Here is a 21752-nt window from a genome sequence, read left to right on the forward strand (position 1 = left end):
TCTTTTCATCAACAAATTTATCTAACTAATGGCATGGACAGCAATCAAGCTTCTACAATTCAAGCCAGTATTCTCGTAGTTGACGATACGCCTGATAATGTGAGGCTTTTATCTACAATCCTGACTGAGGAAGGGTATCAAGTTCGCAAAGCACTAAACGGACAAAGGGCCTTGACAACAATACAGGAGTTTCCGCCCGCTTTGATTTTGCTGGACGTAATGATGCCAGATATGAATGGCTATGAGGTGTGTAAAAAATTAAAAGATTCACCACAAACCTCATCGATTCCAGTGATTTTCTTAAGCGCGTTGGATCATGTCTTAGATAAGGTAAAAGCTTTTGAAGTGGGAGGTGTTGATTATATTACAAAACCTTTTCAAGAGCGGGAAGTGTTGGTGCGAGTTGCCAATCAATTAATGATTCAAAATCAGCAACGGTTACTCCAAGAGCAAACTAAACAACTACAAGAGTGTGTTGGGCGATTGCAAAGCGAAATTCAAGAACGACAAAGGGCAGAACTAGCCTTACGCATTGCTAAAAAAAAGTCCGATCATTTATTGCTAAATATTTTACCAGCCGCGATAGTTGAAAACTTGAAAAAAGGCGCAGGTTCTGCTGCCGAGAGATTTGATTCAGCCACAGTTCTTTTTGCTGATATTGTCGATTTTACCTCTATGGCTGCTAGGACTTCACCTCTAGAATTAGTAAGTTTATTGAACCAGATTTTTTCAAGATTTGACCAGCTAACTGAAAAACACGGTTTGGAGAAAATTAAAACAATTGGAGATGCTTATATGGTCGCAGGGGGGTTGCCTATACCCAGATTAGATCATCTAGAAGCGATCGCTAACATGGCTTTGGATATGCAGTCAGCGATCGGCGATTTTAAAACCGATCTCGATCGACCTTTTCAAATTCGGATTGGCATTCATACAGGGCCAGTGGTTGCTGGCGTGATTGGTACAAAAAAATTTACTTACGATTTGTGGGGGGATACCGTTAATGTTGCTTTTCGGATGGAATCTCAAGGATTACCAGGATACATTCAAGTTACTGCTGCTATTTACGATCGCTTAAAAGATGAGTATGTATTTGAGGAACGGGGTACGATTACCGTTAAAGGTAAAGGAGAGATGATTACCTATTGGCTAAAAGCTAAAAAAAGTTAGTTTGTATCGTTGCCGCTGCCACCGATGAGAAATCGCACCCAGCAACCCAGCTCATCTATTGTCTTGCCCGTCAGCTACCAAATTCCCACTCAAAACTTAAAATTCCCCTTGCTGTTGTAAAGATTTCCCCTTATAATTATGAGCAGCGGTAAAGAAACGTAAAGTATATTCACAATCCACTCATTTTTTGCTAACGCAGAGCTATGAGGTGGGAAGCTGTGATTAGAAAAACGTCCGTTGTAATCATACCCATTTGGAGAGTCTGACAATGACAATCGCAGTCGGACGCGCCCAGAACGAACGAGGTCTATTTGATGCCCTCGACGACTGGCTCAAGCGCGATCGCTTCGTTTTCATCGGCTGGAGCGGCTTGCTCCTCTTCCCCTGCGCCTTCTTCGCCATCGGCGGTTGGCTGACCGGCACCACCTTCGTTACCTCCTGGTATACTCACGGTCTAGCTAGCTCCTACCTCGAAGGCGCTAACTTCCTCACCGTCGCCGTTTCCACCCCCGCTAACAGTCTGGGTCACTCCCTGCTGTTCCTCTGGGGCCCGGAAGCTCAATGGGACTTCACACGCTGGTGTCAACTCGGCGGCCTGTGGGCATTCATCGCCCTACACGGCGCATTCGCCCTGATTGGCTTCTGTCTGCGTCAGATTGAAATTGCCCGTCTCGTAGGCATTCGTCCCTACAACGCTCTAGCTTTCACCGGCCCGATTGCCGTATTCGTCTCGGTGTTCTTAATGTACCCCTTGGGACAATCCGGCTGGTTCTTCGCCCCTAGCTTCGGCGTAGCAGCAATTTTCCGCTTTTTGTTATTCCTGCAAGGTTTTCACAACTGGACGCTCAACCCCTTCCACATGATGGGCGTAGCTGGAATCTTGGGTGGTGCTTTACTTTGCGCCATTCACGGTGCCACAGTAGAAAATACACTGTTTGAAGACGGCGATGGTGCTAACACCTTCCGCGCCTTCAACCCAACCCAAGCTGAAGAAACTTACAGCATGGTGACAGCGAACCGTTTTTGGTCGCAAATCTTCGGAATTGCATTCTCCAACAAGCGTTGGCTGCACTTCTTCATGTTGTTTGTGCCCGTCACTGGCTTGTGGATGAGCTCTATTGGTATCGTCGGTTTGGCTTTGAACTTGCGGGCTTACGATTTCGTCTCCCAAGAGTTGCGAGCTGCTGAAGATCCTGAGTTTGAAACGTTCTACACTAAGAACATTCTGCTTAATGAGGGTATCCGCGCTTGGATGGCTCCTCAAGACCAACCGCACGAAAACTTCATCTTCCCTGAAGAAGTTCTTCCTCGCGGTAACGCTTTGTAAGAATTCTTCACTCTTCTAGGCTCAAAGCCTTTTAGAAACAAAAAATTCAGGATGAAACTGTTTACACTTCACCCTTAATACTTTTAAAGTCCTTGCTTTTTAGCAGGGACTTTATTATTGTTGTTAACAGTTAACCGTTAACCGTTAACTGTTAACAAATACTAACCGATCGCTTGCTCATACCGCTGGTTAATTGCCGGCCAGTTGACAACATTCCACCATGCTTTTAGATAATCGCCGCGCAGGTTTTGATATTTAAGATAATAGGCGTGTTCCCAAACATCGTTCCCCATAATTGGATAGTTGCCTTCCATCAAAGGACTGTCTTGATTTGCGGTAGTTGTAATCTCAAGTCTGCCGTTTTTATTGCGTACTAACCAAACCCAACCGCTCCCAAAACGTTTTGTGCCTGCGTCGTTAAACTGTTGTTTAAAGGCATCAACACTACCGAAGGTTTGGTTAATTGCAGTTGCGATCGCGCCCGTTGGTTCACCTCCGCCTTTGGGACTCATAATTTCCCAAAACATGGTATGATTAACATGACCGCCACCATTGTTACGAACTACTGTGCGAATATCCTCCGGTACGCTATTGATGTCTCGCAACAATGCCTCAGCACTCTTTCCTTTCAGTTGCGAGTGTTTGTTAATAGCATCGTTCAGATTTTTGACATAGGCGGCGTGGTGTTTATCGTGGTGAAATTGCATAGTTCGCGCATCGATGTGCGGTTCTAGAGCATTGTATTCATAAGGTAAAGGTGGTAAAGTGAAACCAGTTTGGCTTTGAGCTAAGATATCCTCCTGTTTAGGGGTAGGTTGGGGTCGAGACAAATTGCTTCCCGATGCTTGGCAAGCACCAAACGTAGCTGCTCCAACGCTGGCGCTCAGTAAATACAAGAAATTTCGACGCTTAAGACTCATAATGATATACGACACTGCATTGTGCTAACTGTTTTATCTTATTTAAGGATAAATCCTGCTGTGTCGGCCAAAAGACATACTGCGCTTATTTTTATTCTGAAAAAATAATATTATCTCATCCTTTTGACATAGAGCTTCAATGTTATTGCGATCGCACATAACCTCCACACATGAGCTCATCTGCGATCGCAATAAAATTAGGCGGGGTTTTCACCCCGTCCGACGCTGAAGTTACCAATATTCAATTCTTGTGGTAATCGTTAACTTCCTAAACTCGATCAAACAGTTGCACTCAAAATTTGGTGTCGTACCTGTAAAATTTCTGGATTCTCCTCACAGTATAGCTGAAAAGCAGTTTTTTCTTTCGGCTCAGTTCCTTCTTGATAAGTAACCTCAGCTTCCAGCTCCTCTGTCAAAGCCCAAGCATCAATAGCTTCCTGACTGGTAATACCTTTAGCACTAGAAATTGATTTGGCTTTCTCAATCGCTTTCCCCAATTCTCGCCGCATCAGGGGAGCTTTAGGATTTTCTAGGAAATCGCCTTTAAACAGAATATCGGTTTGAGAAATAATGCCAATCAAAGTATTGCTAATTACTGGAGCAATGCGGATACCTGTATTAGCAAACAACCTCGCTACATACTCAACTCCTAGATCGGGATTGACAACAATACAAGGCTTGGTCATAATCTCATAAACGCGGATTTTCTCTAGGTCTTTTCCATAAGCAACAACCTTAGAGACAATATCCGTCTGGGTGAGAATACCATAAGCATCTTGCTGATTGCGGATATCTACAATTAAAGCCCGCAAGCTCTTTAGCCGCATCAATTTAACGGCTTCAGCTACTGTTGCAGAACCACGAATGGTAGCAACATCTTGAGTCATAATGTCAGATGCTTTCAGCATATTTTTTTCCTCTTTTTCTACTGTTGAATCTAAAAACTTTTGGCTGTCTGGGTTGTAATATTGAACTCAAAACGGGATCGTGGCAAGACATCACCATAAAGATGAAAAGTGACTGTGGGTTCCTCTCCTACTGCTTCTACACTATGAATAGCATTAGGTGTAAAACTGATAATTTCTCCAGCCCGAAAAACTTTTTCGCCTGTAAGTTCAATTTTTGAGGGAAACTCTGCATCGTTACAGCGTCGCCAAAAACGATGTTTTTCTTGTCCCTTGAGCACCGCCACTATCCCCCAACTGCCATGATTGTGAATGGGTGAAATTACTCCAGGTGCAAAGGTGACGTTTTGGATAGTTAGTGGATATCCAATCTCATCATACAGCGTCAGAATCGCAAGACCTGTTTTTGGACAAGGCTCTAGGTATTGAGTTTGTACCCAATATGAATTTGTAATTAATTGGCGTACACGCATTCGGATTTGGGGTAAATAATCCCACTGTTCCGCTTCATTGTTTGCCTGTTCAACCAAATCCAAAATGTCTGTTAGGAAGCGATGTAAGTAATAGCAGTCACTAATTAAATCCCACTCCCTAGCTGTAGGTCGAGGTTGACACTCTCCACTGTCTGTTATTAGCCAATCTCTAGTATTCATCTGTTTAAATGGCGAAAGCAATGGGTTTAAGTATGGTTTTCGGTGAAAGCCAACTTCCAAAGAACCCCATCCTTTTTAAAGGTGGGTGTGTCAACCTAGCCTCGTTTTAGTCTGGTGATATCAAGTTCAGTTAATTAATCATTATTAGGAACACGGACAGGTTTCTGGATCTCTGGTTTAAGCCGGGAGATATTCGCAAACTTGCTCTCGATCCGAATTATATATAATTAACCGGATTTGATATTACGACTTAACTGCTGTTGTTGGTGCTAAAGTAATTAAATAAATTATATCAGTTCGTATTTTAGTAAACACCGTCTAATTAAGGCTGTACTCAGAGTCTCAAATCCATAGCTGAACAGCTTTCTATTTTTTTTTTGGGAAGAGGTACTAGCATTTCGAGCTATAGCAACCGTTTTGACGGTTAAGACGTTATTAATTGCTGAAACCCTCGCTTTTATTGCTGTCAACATCCCTGTCTTCAGCCTTGAGCTTAAAATCTTACTATTTGTTGATGAGCGAATATTAATTACCGATCGGTCACTGAGTATTTAAGAGAAATCCCAAATCTAAAAGGAGATCTTGAAACAATTGCTGTATTTAAATATACAAAGCATCAGAAAATTTCTGATGCTTTTTCTTTATATCTGCTTTAGAGATATTAAAAAATAATTAATGAATATTTAATTGTTTGGCATGAACAAAAGATCATTACTAATAAAGCCGGACAGTGGACAAAAATTTTTCTCAATCGACAAGGTTGTAAAGAACAGAATAGCTTTTATCAATATGGTACGCTGCCTAAAACCCTATTAAATTCAGTGATGGGCATTTGGCAACAACATCCAGGTGCGGCACGGATGTTAATTTGGTTATTATTTAAAACCAAAATGGGTAAAGAACAGCGTGTCACAGTACCTACATTAATGCGCGTAGCGTATGGTGAGAAAAAATTCAATACTTTATCTTCACAAAAAGATGAACGCAAACGGCTAATGAAAATCTTTGAAAATGATTTAGAAGTTATCAGTTGCTATGGAATAAACCCAGTATTCGATCCCATTACTTATCCACTAGAAATTCAACCCCTATGGGTGAAGCTCAAAAATATTCCAGAAGAAGCAGAGGCGGCTTTAGACTTTTGGATTGCAGATGGTAGTAAGAATAATCGCCTAACTGATGTGGCACCTCGTGGTAAGTGGAATCGTTTAATGAACGCACGAGTATTACATTTTGAAATCCCGCCTGAATGGGAATCTCCCACCAAAATGAAAGTTATTCAGCCTCAAAAAACCAAAGAGAGAAATAGAACCAAGGTTAAACCATCGGTTGAACTTTCATCTCAACAGATTATTGAGGCAAGGAAGATAAGGCTTTTGAGTCAGAGAGAATTAGCATCATTAATGGGCAAAAGTCAAAGCTGGATTAGAGATATTGAAAATGGTCGCTTTCAAGTCAAGGGAGAAGACCAAATGTTACTGCGGAAAGTGTTAGGGATGATGTAACAGTTGTCAAGTAAGTGAGGTATGGATCTACAAATTACCAGGTGTACCTCAATTGTCTGAGAGTTGATATCAGTCAGATAAAACTCCCCCACGTCTTGAGATGGAGGAGTGACAAAAGTCTAACCTAAGCGTCAGGAATGTCAAAAGTCTAAGCTAAGCGTTTGGCTTCTACTGTTTGTGGTAATTTCAATGGTTCGAGTAAATTAGCAATTTCTAATTCCCAACCATTTGTCAAAGTCAAGATTTTGTTCCCATTTAATTCCGTTTCACTCACTACTTCCTCTTCCAAATCTTTCTTGGCAACGTAAACCATTAATTTGCCGGTTGTACCGCGACGTAACATTACTTTCATCTTTAATTACCTCAAATTACTGTTTCAAATGGTTCTAGTTCTCTGGCACGACAACCAACAATATAGCCTGTTCCCATAAAATGCACAGCATAAATATAGGAGTTTTGTAAAAATGTCCCGATAGAAATCACATAGCCAATTTCACCCTTTTTTGCTAAAGTGGCCCCAATTTCCTGACCCGGAAAGGTTCCATCATTACGGATTAACTTGCGTGTTTGGACTTTTTGACCAATTTCAAAACAAGGAGGCAAGTCAAGTTCTAATTCATCTAGCTGCATAGATTCCCTCAATAGAAAAACTAAGTTTAGAAGTTTGACGAAATTAATTGTACTTGTTTGGCTGATGTTTAAACCTCAAGGGAGAGAACATGGGCTATTTCTCTCTGGAATGTCTGCGGTCAAATAGCTACTTTTGACCAACTTGAAGGCGAAGAATATGCTCCTCTAATTTCTCAATTCGATCGACTAAACTGCGAATCAGTGCCGCTTCTGCATCTGGCATTTTTCCGTGTTCTAGTGGACAAGTATTTTGAGGAATGCGACGAATATTTCTACCAGGAACACCTACAACTGTACAATCTGAAGGCACGTCTCGTAATACAATAGAGCCAGCGCCAATGCGGACATAATCACCTACTTCAATATTACCTAAAACCTTCGCACCTGCCCCGACAACAACATACTTACCAAGAGTCGGATGACGCTTACCGCTTTCTTTTCCCGTACCTCCCAAAGTAACGCCCTGATAAATTAGGGTGTAATCTCCTAAAATTGCTGTTTCCCCAATGACTACTCCCATCCCATGATCGATAAATACCCCCTTACCAATGACCGCGCCAGGGTGAATTTCGACACCGGTGAAGAATCGGGTTAGGTAAGAAATTAGACGGGGGAAAAAGGGAACTTTAAGATTGTGTAACCAGTGGGCAACCCGATGCATTTCCAAAGCATGAAACCCTGGGTAAAAGCAAAGAACTTCCAGCCAATTACGGGCGGCGGGGTCGCGCTCGAAAATAATCTGAAAATCAATTTTGATTGTTTGCCACCAGTTTAGAAGTGGATTAGTAGATTGGGCATCCTCTGTTGCTGCTGGAGTGGTTGTACGACCTTGAGCATACAGTTTTTCTTGTGAAATAGGCTTAACTGTTAAAGGGGCAAAAGTCTGTAGCATTGCTTTCCGGGGGGTGAAAAAGCCGTAATCTCCATCTCCTGCTTATATCAGATAGTTGAAAACTAGGTAGTTTGCTTAACCTGGATAGAATTATTAAATTAATTAAAGATGTACTCAAGCACCAAATGCCTTGATAGGAGAGGGATTCATTTTTTTTTGGGGCTATAGGTACGAGTATTTTTGGCTATAGGTATGAGTATTTATCAGTGACGTACTCAGTATTTATGTACTCAGCCATAAGTCTCTTTCAGCAAGTATTTCAGACTATTTACGTACCAATTTTGGGGAAGAAAAAATTGTACTCACCATCTTTTTAGGACTTACTGGGTCTTTAACCCTGTTGGTTAAGTCGTGCTTTGTCAGAATGACTGTCTAGAAATTATTTTTTAAATTTTTGTATATCTAACTACTATTTAAGCTTTTATGGCTTACAGTAAAAGTAGCGAGCATCATTTTTTATGTGGCACTTGAGGCAAATCCCCTATTATTACTTTTATTTTGTCTGTATCATTAGATACAATCAATAACTTTGGTAAAGAAATCGCCAAAAAAAATCCCAGGTCATAAAAAACTGATATATTAGATACAGAATTAAATTTAAGAATACCGTCAGCCATCTCTCCAAAAGATCGTCTCGGTTATCCCCCTTCTCAATTGCCCTATCAGATTAAATTTGGGGCATCAAATTTATATTTTTTGAGTACCCATCAAGCCAGTAGAAAATTTGCTATAAATCTCATCAAACCCATGCGCCAACTGGGTTAGCTTTGAGTACAAAAATACCGCTTCTCGGCTACCTAAATACTTATCGCTTAGACCAAAAATACTCGTACCTATACCCCAAAATTTTTTTTCAAATCTATTTTTCCCTTACAGAGTAAGGATTACAGGTTTTGAGTACCTTCTTAATTAGTTTAATAAGTCTTATCCCTAGCCATCTCTGCGGGAGGCAATTGAGTAGCTGCTATAAATTTCATAACGCCAGATGCTTAACCCGCCAAAGGTAATAGGTAATAGGTATTTAAGTAATTGGTAAATTCAAACAGTACCAAAAGCCAAATAACCGATGGATTCTGGGGGAAGTTAATGAATGGAATGGAGCCTAATATAGGGCCCAACGGATAAACAAAATAATTCCTGTTTGTTCATATTTCCTATAGCGTTGACGAGTCCACTGAATCCCATAAATTCAATGACACCCCAACCTGGAATCCTTACTAAAACAAGCGCTACTCAATCTACTGGTTGTAGTTCTTCTAGCTGTGGTACTTCCACCGATGGAATTGACGAAAAACTTAAAAAGCGGATTGAAAACCATCCGTGTTATAGCGAAGAAGCACACCATCACTATGCCAGAATGCACGTTGCAGTTGCTCCCGCTTGCAACATTCAATGTAATTATTGTAATCGGAAATACGACTGTGCTAACGAAAGTCGTCCTGGGGTAGTTAGTGAACTGCTAACACCCGAAGAAGCCGCTCATAAAGTATTAGTGATTGCCGGCAAAATTCCGCAAATGACAGTATTGGGAATTGCGGGCCCAGGCGACCCATTAGCCAACCCGGAAAAAACTTTCCGCACCTTTGAGTTAATTTCTGATAAAGCCCCAGATATCAAGCTTTGTTTATCAACTAACGGCTTAATGTTGCCCGATTATGTTGAAAAAATTAAGCAACTCAACGTGGATCATGTCACCATTACTATTAATATGGTAGATCCCGAAATCGGCACACAAATCTATCCTTGGGTTCACTATCGGCGGAAGCGTTACAAAGGCATTGAAGCAGCTAGAATTTTGCACGAACGGCAAATGGAAGGCTTACAAGCACTAAAAGAAGCCGATATTCTTTGCAAAGTGAACTCAGTAATGATTCCCGGAGTTAACGACCATCACTTACCAGAAGTAAATGAAGTGATTCGTTCTAAAGGGGCATTTCTTCACAACATTATGCCTCTGATTTCAGCACCAGAACATGGCACACACTTTGGTTTAACTGGTCAGCGCGGGCCGACACCAAAAGAACTGAAAACAGTGCAAGATAACTGTGCTGGCAACATGAAGATGATGCGCCACTGTCGCCAATGTCGGGCCGATGCTGTAGGACTCTTAGGCGAAGACAGAAGCCAAGAATTTACTAAAGATAAATTCATGGAAATGCAGCCAGAGTACAACATTGAATCACGGCAAGAAGTTCATGCTGGCATTGAGAAGTTTAAAGACGAACTCAAATCAGCCAAAGCAAAGCTCAAACCTAGTCAGAAAGTTGCTAACAGCCCCAAAATTCTTGTAGCAGTAGCAACTAAAGGCGGTGGTTTAGTAAATCAGCACTTTGGTCATGCTAAAGAGTTTCAAATTTACGAAGTAGATGCTAACGAAGCTAAATTCGTCGGTCATCGCAAAATCGATCATTACTGCCAAAGCGGTTACGGCGAGGAAGCGACTTTAGAACACACGATTAAAGCTCTTTCTGATTGTAAAGCAATTCTAGTTTCCAAAGTCGGCGAATGTCCGAAAGCGGATTTACAAACAGCAGGTTTAGTTGTAGTGGAAGCTTACGACGTAATTGAGAAAGTTGCCCGTGCATTTTATGACACCCATATTCTCAAAAGCTCTAACGCTATTCCTGAGATTGTAGGTTGTATTTAATGGCTCTAGTTGATGGGTATGAGGTATAGCAGCCGCTTCCTAATTGCTAATTTATAAAGCTGTACTTCATTCCATTCACAACTGCTTCTTGCTTCCCAATTCCCAATTTCTAATTCCCTTTCCCATTTCCAATTCCCTGTTCCTATTGTCAATCTGAGGACAAGATTATGTCAACTTGTATTTACCTAGATAATAATGCCACAACCAAGGTAGATCCAGGAGTGTTGGAAGCAATGCTACCCTACCTAACCGAATATTATGGCAATCCCTCCAGTATGCACACCTTTGGGGGAAAAGTAGGAAAAGCTGTAAAACAAGCCAGAGCACAAGTAGCAGGTCTTTTGGGAGCAGATGATTCAGAAATTGTGTTTACCAGTTGTGGCAGTGAAAGTAACAATACAGCAATTAGGGCTGCATTAGCCGCTCAACCAGATAGACGACATATTATTACTACCCAAGTAGAACACGCTGCTGTAATTAATGTTTGCAAACAACTAGAAAAACAAGGTTACACAGTTACTTATCTATCAGTTGACCGTCAGGGACAATTAGATTTAATGGAATTGGAAGCTGCATTAACTGGAAACACAGCTTTAGTTTCCACCATGTATGCTAACAACGAAAGTGGGACAATTTTCCCCATAGAAAAAATCGGTGCTTTAGCTAAAGAATATGGTGCAGTCTTCCATGTTGATGCAGTACAAGCCGTAGGTAAAATTCCTTTAAATATGAAGGAAAGTACCATTGACCTATTAACACTATCAGGTCATAAATTACACGCCCCCAAAGGCATTGGTGCTTTATATGTAAGACGCGGTTTCCATTTCCGTCCGTTGTTAATAGGCGGACATCAAGAACGGGGCCGGAGAGCAGGAACAGAAAATGTAGCGGGTATAATTGGTTTAGGAAAAGCAGCAGAACTCGAATTATTGCATATGCCAGAAGCAATTCAGCGAGAAAGCAAATTGCGCGATCGCCTAGAAGAAAACCTGCTACTTACTATTCCTAATTGTGAAGTAAATGGCGACCCTGCTCATCGCTTACCTAACACCACTAATATTGGCTTCAAATACATCGAAGGCGAAGCTATCTTACTCTCATTAGATCGATACGGGATTTGCGCTTCTTCTGGTTCTGCTTGCACTTCTGGCTCTTTAGAACCCTCTCATGTTTTGCGGGCAATGGGTTTACCTTATGTTATCCTTCACGGTTCGATCCGATTTAGTCTTAGCCGTTACACAACTGATGCAGAAATAGATCGAGTTTTAACTGTAATGCCAGGAATTGTAGAGAGATTGCGTTCCCTTTCACCCTTCAATAGTGACTCTGCTGACTGGTTGCAAGATAGACAAGAAGCCGTAACAGTTAGTAGATAAAGCAGCAGTGAAAGCATAAAAAGCTTTTCAATTCTCAATTCCTAATTCTCAATTCCCAATTCTCAATTCCCAATTCCCAATTCCTCCTCATACCCTTAATTTGGAAAACTGCCATGTGGGACTACACTGAAAAAGTATTAGACTTATTCTACAACCCGAAAAACCAAGGGGCAATCGAAGAAACCAACGAACCAGGAATTGCCGTAGTCTTTGGCGAAGTAGGTAGTATTGCTTGCGGTGATGCTTTAAGACTACATCTCAAAATCGACGAACCCCAAGATACAATTCTCGATGCTCGTTTTCAAACCTTTGGTTGCACCAGCGCCATTGCTTCCTCTTCCGCTTTAACAGAATTAATCAAGGGTTTGACATTAGATCAAGCCTTAAAAGTCACCAACAGAGAAATCGCAGATTTTTTAGGTGGTTTGCCTGAAGCTAAAATGCACTGTTCTGTAATGGGACAAGAAGCCTTAGAAGCTGCCATTTATAAATATCGTGGCATTGAACCAGAAGCACACCCTGAAGATGAAGGCACTTTAATTTGTAGTTGCTTTGGTATCAGCGAACCGAGAATTCGTCGGGCAATTGTCGAAAACAATTTAACTACAGCAGAACAAGTAACTAGCTATATCAAAGCTGGTGGTGGTTGTGGTTCTTGTTTATATCCTATTGACGACTTAATTGCCGAAGTCTTCAAAGAGAAAGCCAACATCACCAAAGTTGCGACCGAGATTGCTTTTGCGAAAGAGACTAAAAATCAATCACCTACACAACCTTTGACACCCATCCAAAAAATCTCTTTAATTCAGAAAGTTTTAGAAGAAGTGCGCCCATTGCTAATCGCAGATGGAGGTGACGTAGAACTTTATGACGTAGAAGGAGATATTGTCAAAGTCTTGCTCAAAGGAGCTTGTGGTTCTTGTCCTAGTAGTACATCCACTCTGAAAGGGTTAATCGAAACTACTTTGAAAGAGAAAGTTTTACCCAGTTTAGTAGTACAAGCACTGTAAACTAGCGGGCTATTGACTCATCAGATTTCCTACAACAAATTCACGAGTAATTATGAAATTTACCAGAAAATATCAAGAGGAGCGTCCTCCCCCCATAGTTAGGTTTCAGATTCTAAGTTTCACAATTGATACTTATTTCTGAACCGAACCACTCAAGACCTCTTCTTAAACAACAAACCCACTCATTTACAAAGGATAATTAACCATGACTGACGAAAAAATTAGACAGATTGCATTCTACGGTAAAGGCGGTATTGGTAAGTCTACTACTTCCCAAAATACCATTGCCGGGATGGCTGAATTAGGTCAGCGCGTGATGATTGTAGGTTGCGACCCAAAAGCAGATTCTACCCGCTTAATGCTACACAGCAAAGCTCAAACAACCGTCTTACACCTAGCTGCTGAACGGGGAGCCGTCGAAGATGTAGAGCTAGAAGAAGTGTTACTTACTGGCTACAGAGACGTGCGTTGCGTAGAATCTGGCGGCCCAGAACCCGGTGTAGGTTGTGCAGGACGGGGGATCATCACCGCTATTAATTTCCTTGAAGAAAACGGTGCTTACGAAGATCTCGATTTTGTCAGCTATGACGTATTAGGCGACGTAGTTTGCGGCGGTTTCGCCATGCCAATTCGCGAAGGAAAAGCTCAAGAAATTTACATCGTCACCTCTGGTGAAATGATGGCAATGTACGCCGCAAATAACATTGCACGCGGTGTTCTCAAATATGCTCACTCCGGTGGTGTTCGTCTGGGTGGTTTAATTTGCAACAGCCGTAAAGTTGACCGTGAATTAGAACTAATCGAAACCTTAGCGAAGCGGTTGAATACTCAAATGCTTCACTTTGTCCCCCGCGATAACGTTGTGCAACACGCAGAATTGCGCCGCATGACAGTGATTGAGTATGCACCTCAACATCCTCAAGCCCAAGAGTATCGCACCCTTGCTAACAAGATTATCGACAACAAGAACCTGACAATTCCTACTCCTATTTCAATGGATGAATTAGAAGACTTACTGGTTGAATTCGGTATTCTTGGTGATGACAAAGAATTCGAGCATCTAGTTGGCAAGACTGCGGATGAAGTCCCTGTAACAGTTGGTGTTTAAACCCTAGTAATCAAGGGGATAGGCTAAAACAAGAAAAGGAAAGATTTTCTTATCTAAAATCCCAAATAGGTCTCAGGTGTGAGGTTTCAGATGAATTATTGTTGGAGCCTGAAACTCAAAACCTGAAACCGACCTGAAACCTATCCCCTATTCCCTATTTCCTATTCCCTACTCACTCAGAGAGGCAGATTTATGACTCCTATCGAATCTACTACTATTGACCCTCAAGACTTAGCTGCGGAAGTTGTTGACAAAAAAGCCCTGATCAAAGAAGCTTTAGAACTCTATCCCGATAAAGCTAAGAAAAAACGGGAAAAGCACCTGAATGTCTACGAAGAAGGCAAATCAGATTGTGGCGTTAAGTCTAATATCAAATCCGTTCCCGGTTCCATGACCACACGCGGCTGCGCCTACGCTGGATCGAAAGGCGTAGTTTGGGGCCCAATCAAAGACATGATTCACATCAGTCATGGCCCCGTAGGTTGCGGTTATTATTCCTGGTCTGGTCGTCGCAACTACTATATCGGAACTACAGGCATTGATAGCTTTGGCACAATGCAATTTACATCCGATTTCCAAGAAAGAGATATCGTATTTGGTGGTGATAAAAAACTTGCCAAACTAATTACTGAACTAGACGAACTCTTCCCCTTAAATAGAGGCGTTTCGATTCAGTCTGAGTGTCCTATTGGTCTCATCGGAGACGATATCGAAGCTGTTGCCAAGAAAGCCAGCAAAGAAATCGGAAAAACCGTTGTACCTGTACGTTGTGAAGGCTTCCGGGGTGTCTCTCAATCCCTGGGACACCACATTGCAAACGACACTATCCGGGATTGGGTTTTTCCTCAAGCAGACAAGAAAAAGAAAGAACTGGGTCATGAAGGTACTCCCTACGATGTCGCAATTATTGGAGACTATAACATCGGTGGTGATGCTTGGTCTAGCCGCATTCTTCTCGAAGAAATTGGCTTGCGCGTAGTAGCTCAATGGTCGGGAGATGGCACGCTTCACGAAATGATGATGACCCCAACTGTGAAGCTAAATTTAGTTCACTGCTATCGCTCCATGAACTATATTAGCCGCCACATGGAAGAAGCTTATGGCATTCCTTGGTTGGAATATAACTTCTTTGGCCCAACTCAAATTGCTGCATCTCTGCGAGAAATTGCAGGTAAGTTTGACCAAAAAATCCAAGATAATGCTGAAAAAGTCATTGCTAAGTATGAAGCCCAAACTAAGGCCGTACTTGACAAATTCTACTCGCGCCTAGAAGGTAAGACTGTCGCTTTAATGGTTGGTGGTTTGCGTCCCCGCCACGTCGTTCCTGCCTTCCACGATTTAGGAATGAAACTAATCGGTACTGGTTACGAGTTTGGTCACAATGATGACTACAAACGCACGACTCATTACATTGAAGACGGCACCTTAATTTATGATGACGTTTCTGCTTATGAGTTCGAGCATTTTGTCAAGGAACTCAAGCCAGATTTAATTGCTTCCGGCATCAAAGAGAAGTATGTTTTCCAGAAAATGGCGCTTCCCTTCCGCCAGATGCACTCTTGGGATTATTCTGGCCCTTATCACGGTTACGATGGTTTTGCTATCTTCGCCCGCGATATGGATTTAGCCCTTAATAGTCCAACTTGGGGATTAATTGGTGCTCCTTGGAAGAAGTAACCAAAACAGATTAGGGGAATACTACTAAGGATGAACGCTAAAAGTTTAAAATCCCCAAAACTATCTCTCGATTTTCATCCTTAGTTCCTCCTAAATACAAGTTTTTTGTTATTTCCAACTCTCTACGCTACACTCCCTCATAAATATTGGAGATTGAGTCATGCCTCAGAACAATATAGACAAAATTGACGACCACGTTACACTATTTCATCAGGAAGAATATCAACAGCTATTTGCTGGGAAAAAGGAATTTGAAGGCGGCCACAGCCCAGAAGAAGTAACTCGAATTGCAGAATGGACAAAGACTTGGGAATATCGCGAGCAAAACTTTAGCCGCGAAGCTTTAACAGTTAATCCAGCTAAGGCTTGTCAGCCTCTAGGCGCAATTTTAGCAGCAGTAGGTTTTGAAGCTACCCTGCCCTTTGTTCACGGTTCTCAAGGTTGCGTTGCCTACTTCCGTTCTCACTTTACTCGTCACTTCAAAGAACCATTTTCAGCAGTGTCTTCTTCAATGACTGAAGATGCAGCGGTCTTTGGCGGACAGAATAATATGATTGATGGCTTGGCGACTTCTTATAATCTCTACAAGCCAAAGATGATTGCTGTCTGTACTACTTGTATGGCGGAAGTGATTGGGGATGACTTGCAAGCCTTTATTAATAATGCCAAGGCTGCAGGTTCTGTTCCTCAAGAATATCCCGTTCCTTACGCTCATACACCTAGCTTTGTCGGCTCCCATATTACGGGTTACGACAATATGATGAAGGGAATTTTATCGAACCTAACAGCCGGTAAAAAAGCCGAAACGACTAACGGTAAGATTAACTTTATTCCCGGCTTTGAAACTTACATTGGTAACTTGCGCGAAGTCAAGAGAATTGGCTCTCTAATGGGCATAGACTATACGCTGCTGGCGGATAATTCTGAATATCTAGATTCACCAAATACTGGAGAATACAAAATGTATCCCGGCGGTACGCCACTGGCAGAGGCAGCCGATTCCATTAATGCAGAAGCGACGATCGCTTTACAATCTTATTCAACCACTAAAACTCGCGATTACATTGATAGCGAGTGGAAGCAACCTACTTATGTCTGCCGTCCTGTAGGTATCCGGGGAACTGATGAATTCTTGATGAAATTATCGGCTCTGACAGGTAAACCAATTCCTCAAGAATTGGAAGACGAACGGGGTCGGGCAGTAGACGCGCTAACGGATTCGCAATCATGGCTGCATGGCAAGCGGGTGGCAATGTATGGCGATCCAGATTTGGTGATTGGATTAACCCAATTCCTGCTAGAAATTGGTGCTGAACCTGTGCATATCTTGGTAAGCAATAGCAACAATTTGTTTGAAAAAGAGTTGCAAGCAATTCTAGATGCTAGCCCCTTTGGTAAGGGTGCAACTATCTGGGGTGGTAAGGATTTGTGGCATCTACGTTCTCTCTTATTCACAGAACCCGTAGATCTATTAATCGGCAACTCCTACGGCAAGTATCTGTGGCGCGATACCAAAACTCCTTTAGTGCGAATTGGCTATCCTATCTTTGACCGCCACCACCTGCACCGCTATTCTACTTACGGTTATCAAGGTGCGATCAATTTGCTCAACTGGATTGTAAATACGCTACTTGACGAACTGGATCGCAATACCATTATCCCAGCGAAGACTGATATTTCCTACGACTTGATTCGATAAATAGGGTGGTGGGCATGGGAAGAGTTTTGAGTTAAAGAACTGAGTTAAAGAACTAATTCTCCTTACCTTCCCTGCCTCCCCTTGCCTTTCTCTGCCTCCCCCTGCCTCCCCTGTTCCTCCTCCTCCCTATCTTCAAGTCCTATGACTACTATCACCCACACGCACGATAGCCACACGCACGATCGCCACCCTCACGACCATTACCTCGGCCCCAGAGAAAAGTCTGGTTTCGATCCTCTCTTCCTCCTGCGTCGATGGGTGGATAGAGTTCCAGTAAGCGATCGCCAATTTGCCCATCTTATTTGCCAGGTAATTCCCTGTTGTTGTCCTTTTGAACGAGATGTTAATCTGTTCGGACACGCCTATCACATTCCGCCTCTGTGCAAATTAAACCCTCTGTATGACGAGTTTGTTGGCTTACGCTTCCGCGCTCTTAGTTATCTAGCAGATGTTTGTTTAGAAGACATCACAAAATACATCTGCTAAGTAGAAAAGTTTTGAGTTATGAAGCGAGGAAAAGTCCTTAAAATTCTTTAATTCAAAACTCAAAACTCCTAACTCCTAACTATTCTCTTTCCCCCTGACTCCTATGAAGATTACTCAAGGAAAAATTAACGAACTCCTCAGCGAGCCAGGTTGCGAACACAATCATCACAAGCATGGGGAAAAAAAGAAGAAAGCCTGCCAACAACAAGCCCAACCTGGTGCGGCTCAAGGAGGATGTGCTTTCGATGGGGCGATGATTGCTCTAGTACCTATTACCGATGTGGCACACTTGGTTCACGGGCCGATCGCCTGTGCGGGCAATTCTTGGGGAAGTCGAGGCAGTCTTTCCTCTGGTTCTCATCTTTATAAGATGGGTTTTACTACCGATCTGAGTGAGAATGATATCATTTTTGGTGGCGAGAAACGGCTCTACAAAGCTATTTTGGAAGTCCAAGAACGCTATCAACCAGCAGCAGTTTTTGTTTACTCCACTTGTGTTACTGCCTTGATCGGAGATGACTTAGATTCCGTTTGCGAAGCTGCGGCGAAGAAGATAGGAACTCCTGTAATTCCTGTTAATTCTCCGGGATTTATTGGGAGTAAAAACTTAGGGAATCGAGTAGGTGGAGAATCGCTATTAGAGTATGTAATCGGGACTGCGGAACCTGAATTTACCACGCCCTATGACATTAACCTCATTGGCGAATACAATATCGCTGGGGAATTGTGGGATGTAATGCCACTGTTTGAAAAACTAGGCATTCGCGTGCTGGCAAAGATGACTGGGGATGCTAGGTATCAGGAAATTTGTTACGCTCACCGAGCCAAACTAAATGTCACAATTTGCTCGAAAGCACTGATCAATATTGCTCGGAAAATGGAGGAACGCTACGGCATTCCCTACATTGAAGAGTCTTTTTACGGGGTGGAAGATGTCAACCGTTGCTTGCGAAATATTGCTCTGAAATTAGGCGATCGCACATTGCAAGCACGAGTAGAAGCACTAATCGCTGAAGAAACCGCCCAGCTCGATCGGGATTTAGCCCCCTATCGCGCTCGACTCAAGGGCAAGCGGGTAGTGCTCTACACAGGTGGGGTGAAGAGTTGGTCAATTATCTCTGCTGCCAAAGACTTAGGGATGGAAGTAGTCGCCACCAGCACCAAGAAAAGCACAGAGGAAGACAAAGCCCGGATTCGGGAATTGCTGGGCGCGGAGGGGATCATGATGGAAAAGGGCAATGCCCAGGAATTGCTGAAAGTGATTGCCCAAACCAAGGCCGATATGTTGATTGCCGGGGGGCGCAATCAATACACAGCCCTAAAAGCTCGCATTCCTTTTCTAGATATCAATCAAGAACGCCACCATTCCTATGCCGGATATGCAGGCATGGTATCGATGGCCAGAGAGTTAGAAGAAGCTCTCTACAGCCCAATTTGGGAGCAACTTCGCCAACCGGCACCCTGGGAAAAAGAGGAGGCAATCTGAAATGGCTACGATCGCAACTCCCAAAAAATCAGTGGCGGTGAATCCGCTTAAACAAAGTCAGCCTTTGGGCGCTACTCTAGCGTTTTTGGGGCTCAAAGGGATGATGCCTCTACTGCACGGTTCTCAAGGATGTACTGCCTTTGCCAAGGTAACGCTAGTGCGACATTTCCGAGAAGCAATTCCGCTGGCGACTACGGCAATGACGGAAGTAACCACGATTCTAGGTGGAGAGGAAAATGTAGAACAGGCAATTCTGACTTTGGTGGAAAAAGCTCAGCCACTAATGATCGGTTTGTGTACGACGGGATTGACGGAAACGCGAGGTGATGACATGGAGGGTATTCTCCGCACCATCCGCAAGCGCCACCCGCAATTATACGATTTGCCGATTGTGTTTGTCTCTGCACCGGACTTTCAAGGAGCATTACAAGATGGCTTTGCCGCTGCGGTAGAAAGCATGATGCGCGAACTTCCCCAAGTTGGGGAAACGCGATCGCATCAGGTGACGCTACTGGTTAGTTCCGCCTTTTCCCCTGGAGACGTGCAAGCAGTCAAGGAAATCATCGCTGCTTTTGGACTAACTGCGATCGCAGTTCCCGATCTATCCACCTCCCTAGACGGTCATTTGGAAGACTCCTACAGCGCGGTGACAGGTGGGGGTACAACTCTACCAGAACTCCGGGCAATTGGTAGTTCTATTTATACCTTGGCCCTGGGCGAGAGTATGCGCGAGAGTGCGACGATCCTGGAAAAGCAGTTTGGGATTCCATTTGAGGTGTTTCCCCACTTAACCGGATTAGCCGCTGTCGATGAGTTTTTACAAGCGCTTTCGGATCTCAGCGGCGTGGATGTGCCAGCAAAATACTGCCACCAACGCCGTCAGTTGCAGGATGCGATGTTGGATACTCATTTCTACTTTGGACACAAGCGCGTCTCTTTAGCACTAGAACCGGATTTATTGTCTGCAACTGTCTGGTTATTGAAGGGGATGGGGGCAGAAATTCAGGCAGCAGTGACGACGACGCGATCGCCCCTGCTAGAAAAACTCCCAGTAGAAACAGTGACAATTGGCGATTTGGAAGATTTTGAGCAACTGGCAGCAGGTTCAGATTTGTTGATTACCAACTCTCACGGCGCAGGAATATCTCGTCGCCTCCAGATTCCCCTCTATCGTCAAGGTTTCCCCATTTACGATCGCTTGGGTAACGGTCAGCGTTGCACTGTCGGCTATCAGGGAACTACACAGCTTTTGTTTGATATCGGCAATTTATTTTTAGAGCAAGAAGAATCAAGCGATTGAAAAGGTTAGATTAACTCCGCATCATTTGGCTTGGTTATGCTCTTTCTTCTCTTTCATTTTCTCATGAGGAGGCAAGCAATGAAAATTGCATTCACGACTAGCGATCGCGTTCACATCAATGCTCACTTTGGTTGGGCAAAAAAGATTGATGTCTATGAAGTTTCAACTGAGGGTTATCAATTCTTAACAACTCTCAAGTTCGAGGGCGATCTCAAAGAAGATGGTAATGAAGACAAACTCTTACCCAAAATTGAGGCCCTCGCCGACTGCACAATTGTTTATGTTTCAGCAATTGGTGGTAGTGCTGCCGCCCGGTTAATCAAAAAGCGGATCACTCCCATTAAAGCCCAATCGGAAGAGCAAGAAATTAGCGATGTCCTCGAAAAGTTAGTCACAACTTTGAAGGGAAATCCACCGCCTTGGCTGCGAAAAGTCTTGCAACAGTCCAACCATTTCCCCCAAGAAGAATTAGAGTTAAATTAGAGGAGATTTACCCAATGAATGCAACTGAAACCGCCACCGAGAACACCTCATCTGATGTCATTAAGCATCCCTTTCTTCAGGAACTATTACGGCAAATCCGAGCCGAGGATTCCTACGGTTTTTACCGCAATTGGTCGGATGAACTCATCCTCAAACCTTTTGTAGTCACCAAGCAAGAAAAGCGCAAAATCCCAGTGGATGGCGATGTTGAGCCTAATACCAAAGGACGCATTCAATTATTTTATCGCGCGATCGCAGCTCGGATTGAAAAAGAAAGCGGGCTACTTTCTCAGATAGTAATTGATTTAAGTCACGAAGGCTTTGGCTGGGCATTAGTCTTTTCTGGCCGTCTCCTACTGGTTGCTAGAACCTTGCGCGATGCTCAACGCTTCGGTTTTGACTCCTTAGAAAAGCTAGCAGAAGAAGGAGAAAAGCTCACCTTATCGGGAATTGAACTAGGTAAATCCTATTGAGGAGA

At 43.1% G+C, this 21752-nt stretch carries 21 protein-coding genes; 14 read left to right on the forward strand and 7 right to left on the reverse strand.

Features of this window, described 5'->3' with window-relative positions:
• Positions 1-33 precede the first annotated feature (33 nt).
• Both OSCIL6407_RS0108165 and psbD read left to right on the forward strand, forming a co-directional pair.
• A complete protein-coding gene (locus tag OSCIL6407_RS0108165; RefSeq protein ID WP_007356501.1) occupies positions 34-1170 on the forward strand; it encodes an adenylate/guanylate cyclase domain-containing protein in 1137 nt (378 codons plus the stop codon).
• A 268-nt stretch (positions 1171-1438) separates the two neighbouring features.
• The gene (psbD, locus tag OSCIL6407_RS0108170) at positions 1439-2497 is read left to right on the forward strand and encodes a photosystem II D2 protein (photosystem q(a) protein) (protein ID WP_019487102.1); all 1059 of its coding nucleotides are present in this window, start codon (positions 1439-1441) and stop codon (positions 2495-2497) included.
• 161 nt (positions 2498-2658) lie between these two features.
• Here the strand turns inward: psbD and OSCIL6407_RS0108175 are convergent, their stop codons facing one another.
• From OSCIL6407_RS0108175 to OSCIL6407_RS0108185, 3 genes are all read right to left on the reverse strand, one after another.
• Positions 2659-3417, reverse strand: a complete 759-nt coding sequence (locus tag OSCIL6407_RS0108175) for a superoxide dismutase (RefSeq protein WP_007356913.1) — start codon at positions 3415-3417, stop codon at positions 2659-2661.
• A gap of 278 nt (positions 3418-3695) precedes the next feature.
• Positions 3696-4325: a CBS domain-containing protein gene (locus tag OSCIL6407_RS0108180; RefSeq protein WP_007356914.1), complete on the reverse strand. Its 630-nt coding sequence runs from the start codon at positions 4323-4325 to the stop codon at positions 3696-3698.
• Positions 4326-4354: 29 nt separating this feature from the next.
• On the reverse strand, positions 4355-4975 hold the full coding sequence (locus tag OSCIL6407_RS0108185; RefSeq protein WP_007356915.1) for a cysteine dioxygenase family protein: 621 nt from the start codon (positions 4973-4975) through the stop codon (positions 4355-4357).
• An 824-nt stretch (positions 4976-5799) separates the two neighbouring features.
• Here OSCIL6407_RS0108185 and OSCIL6407_RS30435 point away from each other — a divergent pair.
• The gene (locus tag OSCIL6407_RS30435) at positions 5800-6480 is read left to right on the forward strand and encodes a helix-turn-helix domain-containing protein (RefSeq protein WP_019487103.1); all 681 of its coding nucleotides are present in this window, start codon (positions 5800-5802) and stop codon (positions 6478-6480) included.
• A 148-nt stretch (positions 6481-6628) separates the two neighbouring features.
• Here the strand turns inward: OSCIL6407_RS30435 and nifT are convergent, their stop codons facing one another.
• The 4 genes from nifT to OSCIL6407_RS36195 all read right to left on the reverse strand — a co-directional run bounded on the left by nifT (position 6629) and on the right by OSCIL6407_RS36195 (position 8619).
• Positions 6629-6832, reverse strand: coding sequence for a putative nitrogen fixation protein NifT (nifT, locus tag OSCIL6407_RS0108195; protein ID WP_019487104.1), 204 nt, complete (start codon positions 6830-6832; stop codon positions 6629-6631).
• A gap of 11 nt (positions 6833-6843) precedes the next feature.
• Entirely contained in the window at positions 6844-7110 is a 267-nt protein-coding gene (locus OSCIL6407_RS0108200) for a nitrogen fixation protein NifZ (RefSeq protein ID WP_007356919.1), read from the reverse strand.
• Between the two features lie 127 nt (positions 7111-7237).
• A complete protein-coding gene (gene cysE, locus OSCIL6407_RS0108205; protein WP_007356920.1) occupies positions 7238-8002 on the reverse strand; it encodes a serine O-acetyltransferase in 765 nt (254 codons plus the stop codon).
• Positions 8003-8451: 449 nt separating this feature from the next.
• Complete coding sequence (locus OSCIL6407_RS36195; protein WP_007356921.1) at positions 8452-8619, reverse strand: hypothetical protein; 168 nt, start codon at positions 8617-8619, stop codon at positions 8452-8454.
• 575 nt (positions 8620-9194) lie between these two features.
• Here OSCIL6407_RS36195 and nifB point away from each other — a divergent pair.
• The 11 genes from nifB (at position 9195) to OSCIL6407_RS0108265 (ending at position 21747) form a co-directional block, all read left to right on the forward strand.
• The gene (gene nifB / locus OSCIL6407_RS0108215; RefSeq protein ID WP_007356922.1) at positions 9195-10649 is read left to right on the forward strand and encodes a nitrogenase cofactor biosynthesis protein NifB; all 1455 of its coding nucleotides are present in this window, start codon (positions 9195-9197) and stop codon (positions 10647-10649) included.
• A gap of 167 nt (positions 10650-10816) precedes the next feature.
• Positions 10817-12025, forward strand: a complete 1209-nt coding sequence (gene nifS, locus OSCIL6407_RS0108220) for a cysteine desulfurase NifS (protein WP_007356924.1) — start codon at positions 10817-10819, stop codon at positions 12023-12025.
• 113 nt (positions 12026-12138) lie between these two features.
• On the forward strand, positions 12139-13035 hold the full coding sequence (nifU, locus tag OSCIL6407_RS0108225; RefSeq protein ID WP_007356925.1) for a Fe-S cluster assembly protein NifU: 897 nt from the start codon (positions 12139-12141) through the stop codon (positions 13033-13035).
• Positions 13036-13240: 205 nt separating this feature from the next.
• A complete protein-coding gene (gene nifH, locus OSCIL6407_RS0108230; protein WP_007356926.1) occupies positions 13241-14143 on the forward strand; it encodes a nitrogenase iron protein in 903 nt (300 codons plus the stop codon).
• 192 nt (positions 14144-14335) lie between these two features.
• Positions 14336-15820, forward strand: coding sequence for a nitrogenase molybdenum-iron protein alpha chain (gene nifD / locus OSCIL6407_RS0108235; RefSeq protein WP_007356927.1), 1485 nt, complete (start codon positions 14336-14338; stop codon positions 15818-15820).
• 160 nt (positions 15821-15980) lie between these two features.
• Positions 15981-17519, forward strand: a complete 1539-nt coding sequence (nifK, locus tag OSCIL6407_RS0108240; protein WP_007356928.1) for a nitrogenase molybdenum-iron protein subunit beta — start codon at positions 15981-15983, stop codon at positions 17517-17519.
• A 141-nt stretch (positions 17520-17660) separates the two neighbouring features.
• On the forward strand, positions 17661-18005 hold the full coding sequence (locus OSCIL6407_RS32395) for a Mo-dependent nitrogenase C-terminal domain-containing protein (protein WP_007356929.1): 345 nt from the start codon (positions 17661-17663) through the stop codon (positions 18003-18005).
• A 103-nt stretch (positions 18006-18108) separates the two neighbouring features.
• Positions 18109-19491 (forward strand): nitrogenase iron-molybdenum cofactor biosynthesis protein NifE, encoded by a 1383-nt coding sequence (nifE, locus tag OSCIL6407_RS0108250; protein ID WP_019487106.1) that lies wholly within the window; start codon positions 18109-18111, stop codon positions 19489-19491.
• A gap of 1 nt (position 19492) precedes the next feature.
• Positions 19493-20791, forward strand: coding sequence for a nitrogenase iron-molybdenum cofactor biosynthesis protein NifN (gene nifN, locus OSCIL6407_RS0108255; RefSeq protein WP_019487107.1), 1299 nt, complete (start codon positions 19493-19495; stop codon positions 20789-20791).
• Positions 20792-20869: 78 nt separating this feature from the next.
• Complete coding sequence (gene nifX, locus OSCIL6407_RS0108260) at positions 20870-21274, forward strand: nitrogen fixation protein NifX (RefSeq protein WP_007356930.1); 405 nt, start codon at positions 20870-20872, stop codon at positions 21272-21274.
• Positions 21275-21288: 14 nt separating this feature from the next.
• Positions 21289-21747, forward strand: coding sequence for a NifX-associated nitrogen fixation protein (locus OSCIL6407_RS0108265; RefSeq protein WP_019487108.1), 459 nt, complete (start codon positions 21289-21291; stop codon positions 21745-21747).
• Positions 21748-21752 lie beyond the last annotated feature (5 nt).

This window comes from Kamptonema formosum PCC 6407, from assembly GCF_000332155.1.
Taxonomy (GTDB): Bacteria; Cyanobacteriota; Cyanobacteriia; order Cyanobacteriales; family Microcoleaceae; genus Kamptonema; species Kamptonema formosum.

Coding starts and splice junctions, on each gene's coding strand:
- OSCIL6407_RS0108265 (WP_019487108.1), top strand. CDS start 21,289: ATGAATGCAACTGAAACCGCCACCGAGAACACCTCATCTGATGTCATT.
- OSCIL6407_RS36195 (WP_007356921.1), bottom strand. CDS start 8,619: ATGGCTGACGGTATTCTTAAATTTAATTCTGTATCTAATATATCAGTT.
- nifB (WP_007356922.1), top strand. CDS start 9,195: ATGACACCCCAACCTGGAATCCTTACTAAAACAAGCGCTACTCAATCT.
- OSCIL6407_RS0108165 (WP_007356501.1), top strand. CDS start 34: ATGGACAGCAATCAAGCTTCTACAATTCAAGCCAGTATTCTCGTAGTT.
- nifX (WP_007356930.1), top strand. CDS start 20,870: ATGAAAATTGCATTCACGACTAGCGATCGCGTTCACATCAATGCTCAC.
- nifS (WP_007356924.1), top strand. CDS start 10,817: ATGTCAACTTGTATTTACCTAGATAATAATGCCACAACCAAGGTAGAT.
- nifU (WP_007356925.1), top strand. CDS start 12,139: ATGTGGGACTACACTGAAAAAGTATTAGACTTATTCTACAACCCGAAA.
- psbD (WP_019487102.1), top strand. CDS start 1,439: ATGACAATCGCAGTCGGACGCGCCCAGAACGAACGAGGTCTATTTGAT.
- OSCIL6407_RS0108185 (WP_007356915.1), bottom strand. CDS start 4,975: ATGAATACTAGAGATTGGCTAATAACAGACAGTGGAGAGTGTCAACCT.
- OSCIL6407_RS0108180 (WP_007356914.1), bottom strand. CDS start 4,325: ATGCTGAAAGCATCTGACATTATGACTCAAGATGTTGCTACCATTCGT.
- cysE (WP_007356920.1), bottom strand. CDS start 8,002: ATGCTACAGACTTTTGCCCCTTTAACAGTTAAGCCTATTTCACAAGAA.
- OSCIL6407_RS0108200 (WP_007356919.1), bottom strand. CDS start 7,110: ATGCAGCTAGATGAATTAGAACTTGACTTGCCTCCTTGTTTTGAAATT.
- nifT (WP_019487104.1), bottom strand. CDS start 6,832: ATGAAAGTAATGTTACGTCGCGGTACAACCGGCAAATTAATGGTTTAC.
- nifK (WP_007356928.1), top strand. CDS start 15,981: ATGCCTCAGAACAATATAGACAAAATTGACGACCACGTTACACTATTT.
- nifE (WP_019487106.1), top strand. CDS start 18,109: ATGAAGATTACTCAAGGAAAAATTAACGAACTCCTCAGCGAGCCAGGT.
- OSCIL6407_RS32395 (WP_007356929.1), top strand. CDS start 17,661: ATGACTACTATCACCCACACGCACGATAGCCACACGCACGATCGCCAC.
- nifN (WP_019487107.1), top strand. CDS start 19,493: ATGGCTACGATCGCAACTCCCAAAAAATCAGTGGCGGTGAATCCGCTT.
- OSCIL6407_RS0108175 (WP_007356913.1), bottom strand. CDS start 3,417: ATGAGTCTTAAGCGTCGAAATTTCTTGTATTTACTGAGCGCCAGCGTT.
- OSCIL6407_RS30435 (WP_019487103.1), top strand. CDS start 5,800: ATGGGCATTTGGCAACAACATCCAGGTGCGGCACGGATGTTAATTTGG.
- nifH (WP_007356926.1), top strand. CDS start 13,241: ATGACTGACGAAAAAATTAGACAGATTGCATTCTACGGTAAAGGCGGT.
- nifD (WP_007356927.1), top strand. CDS start 14,336: ATGACTCCTATCGAATCTACTACTATTGACCCTCAAGACTTAGCTGCG.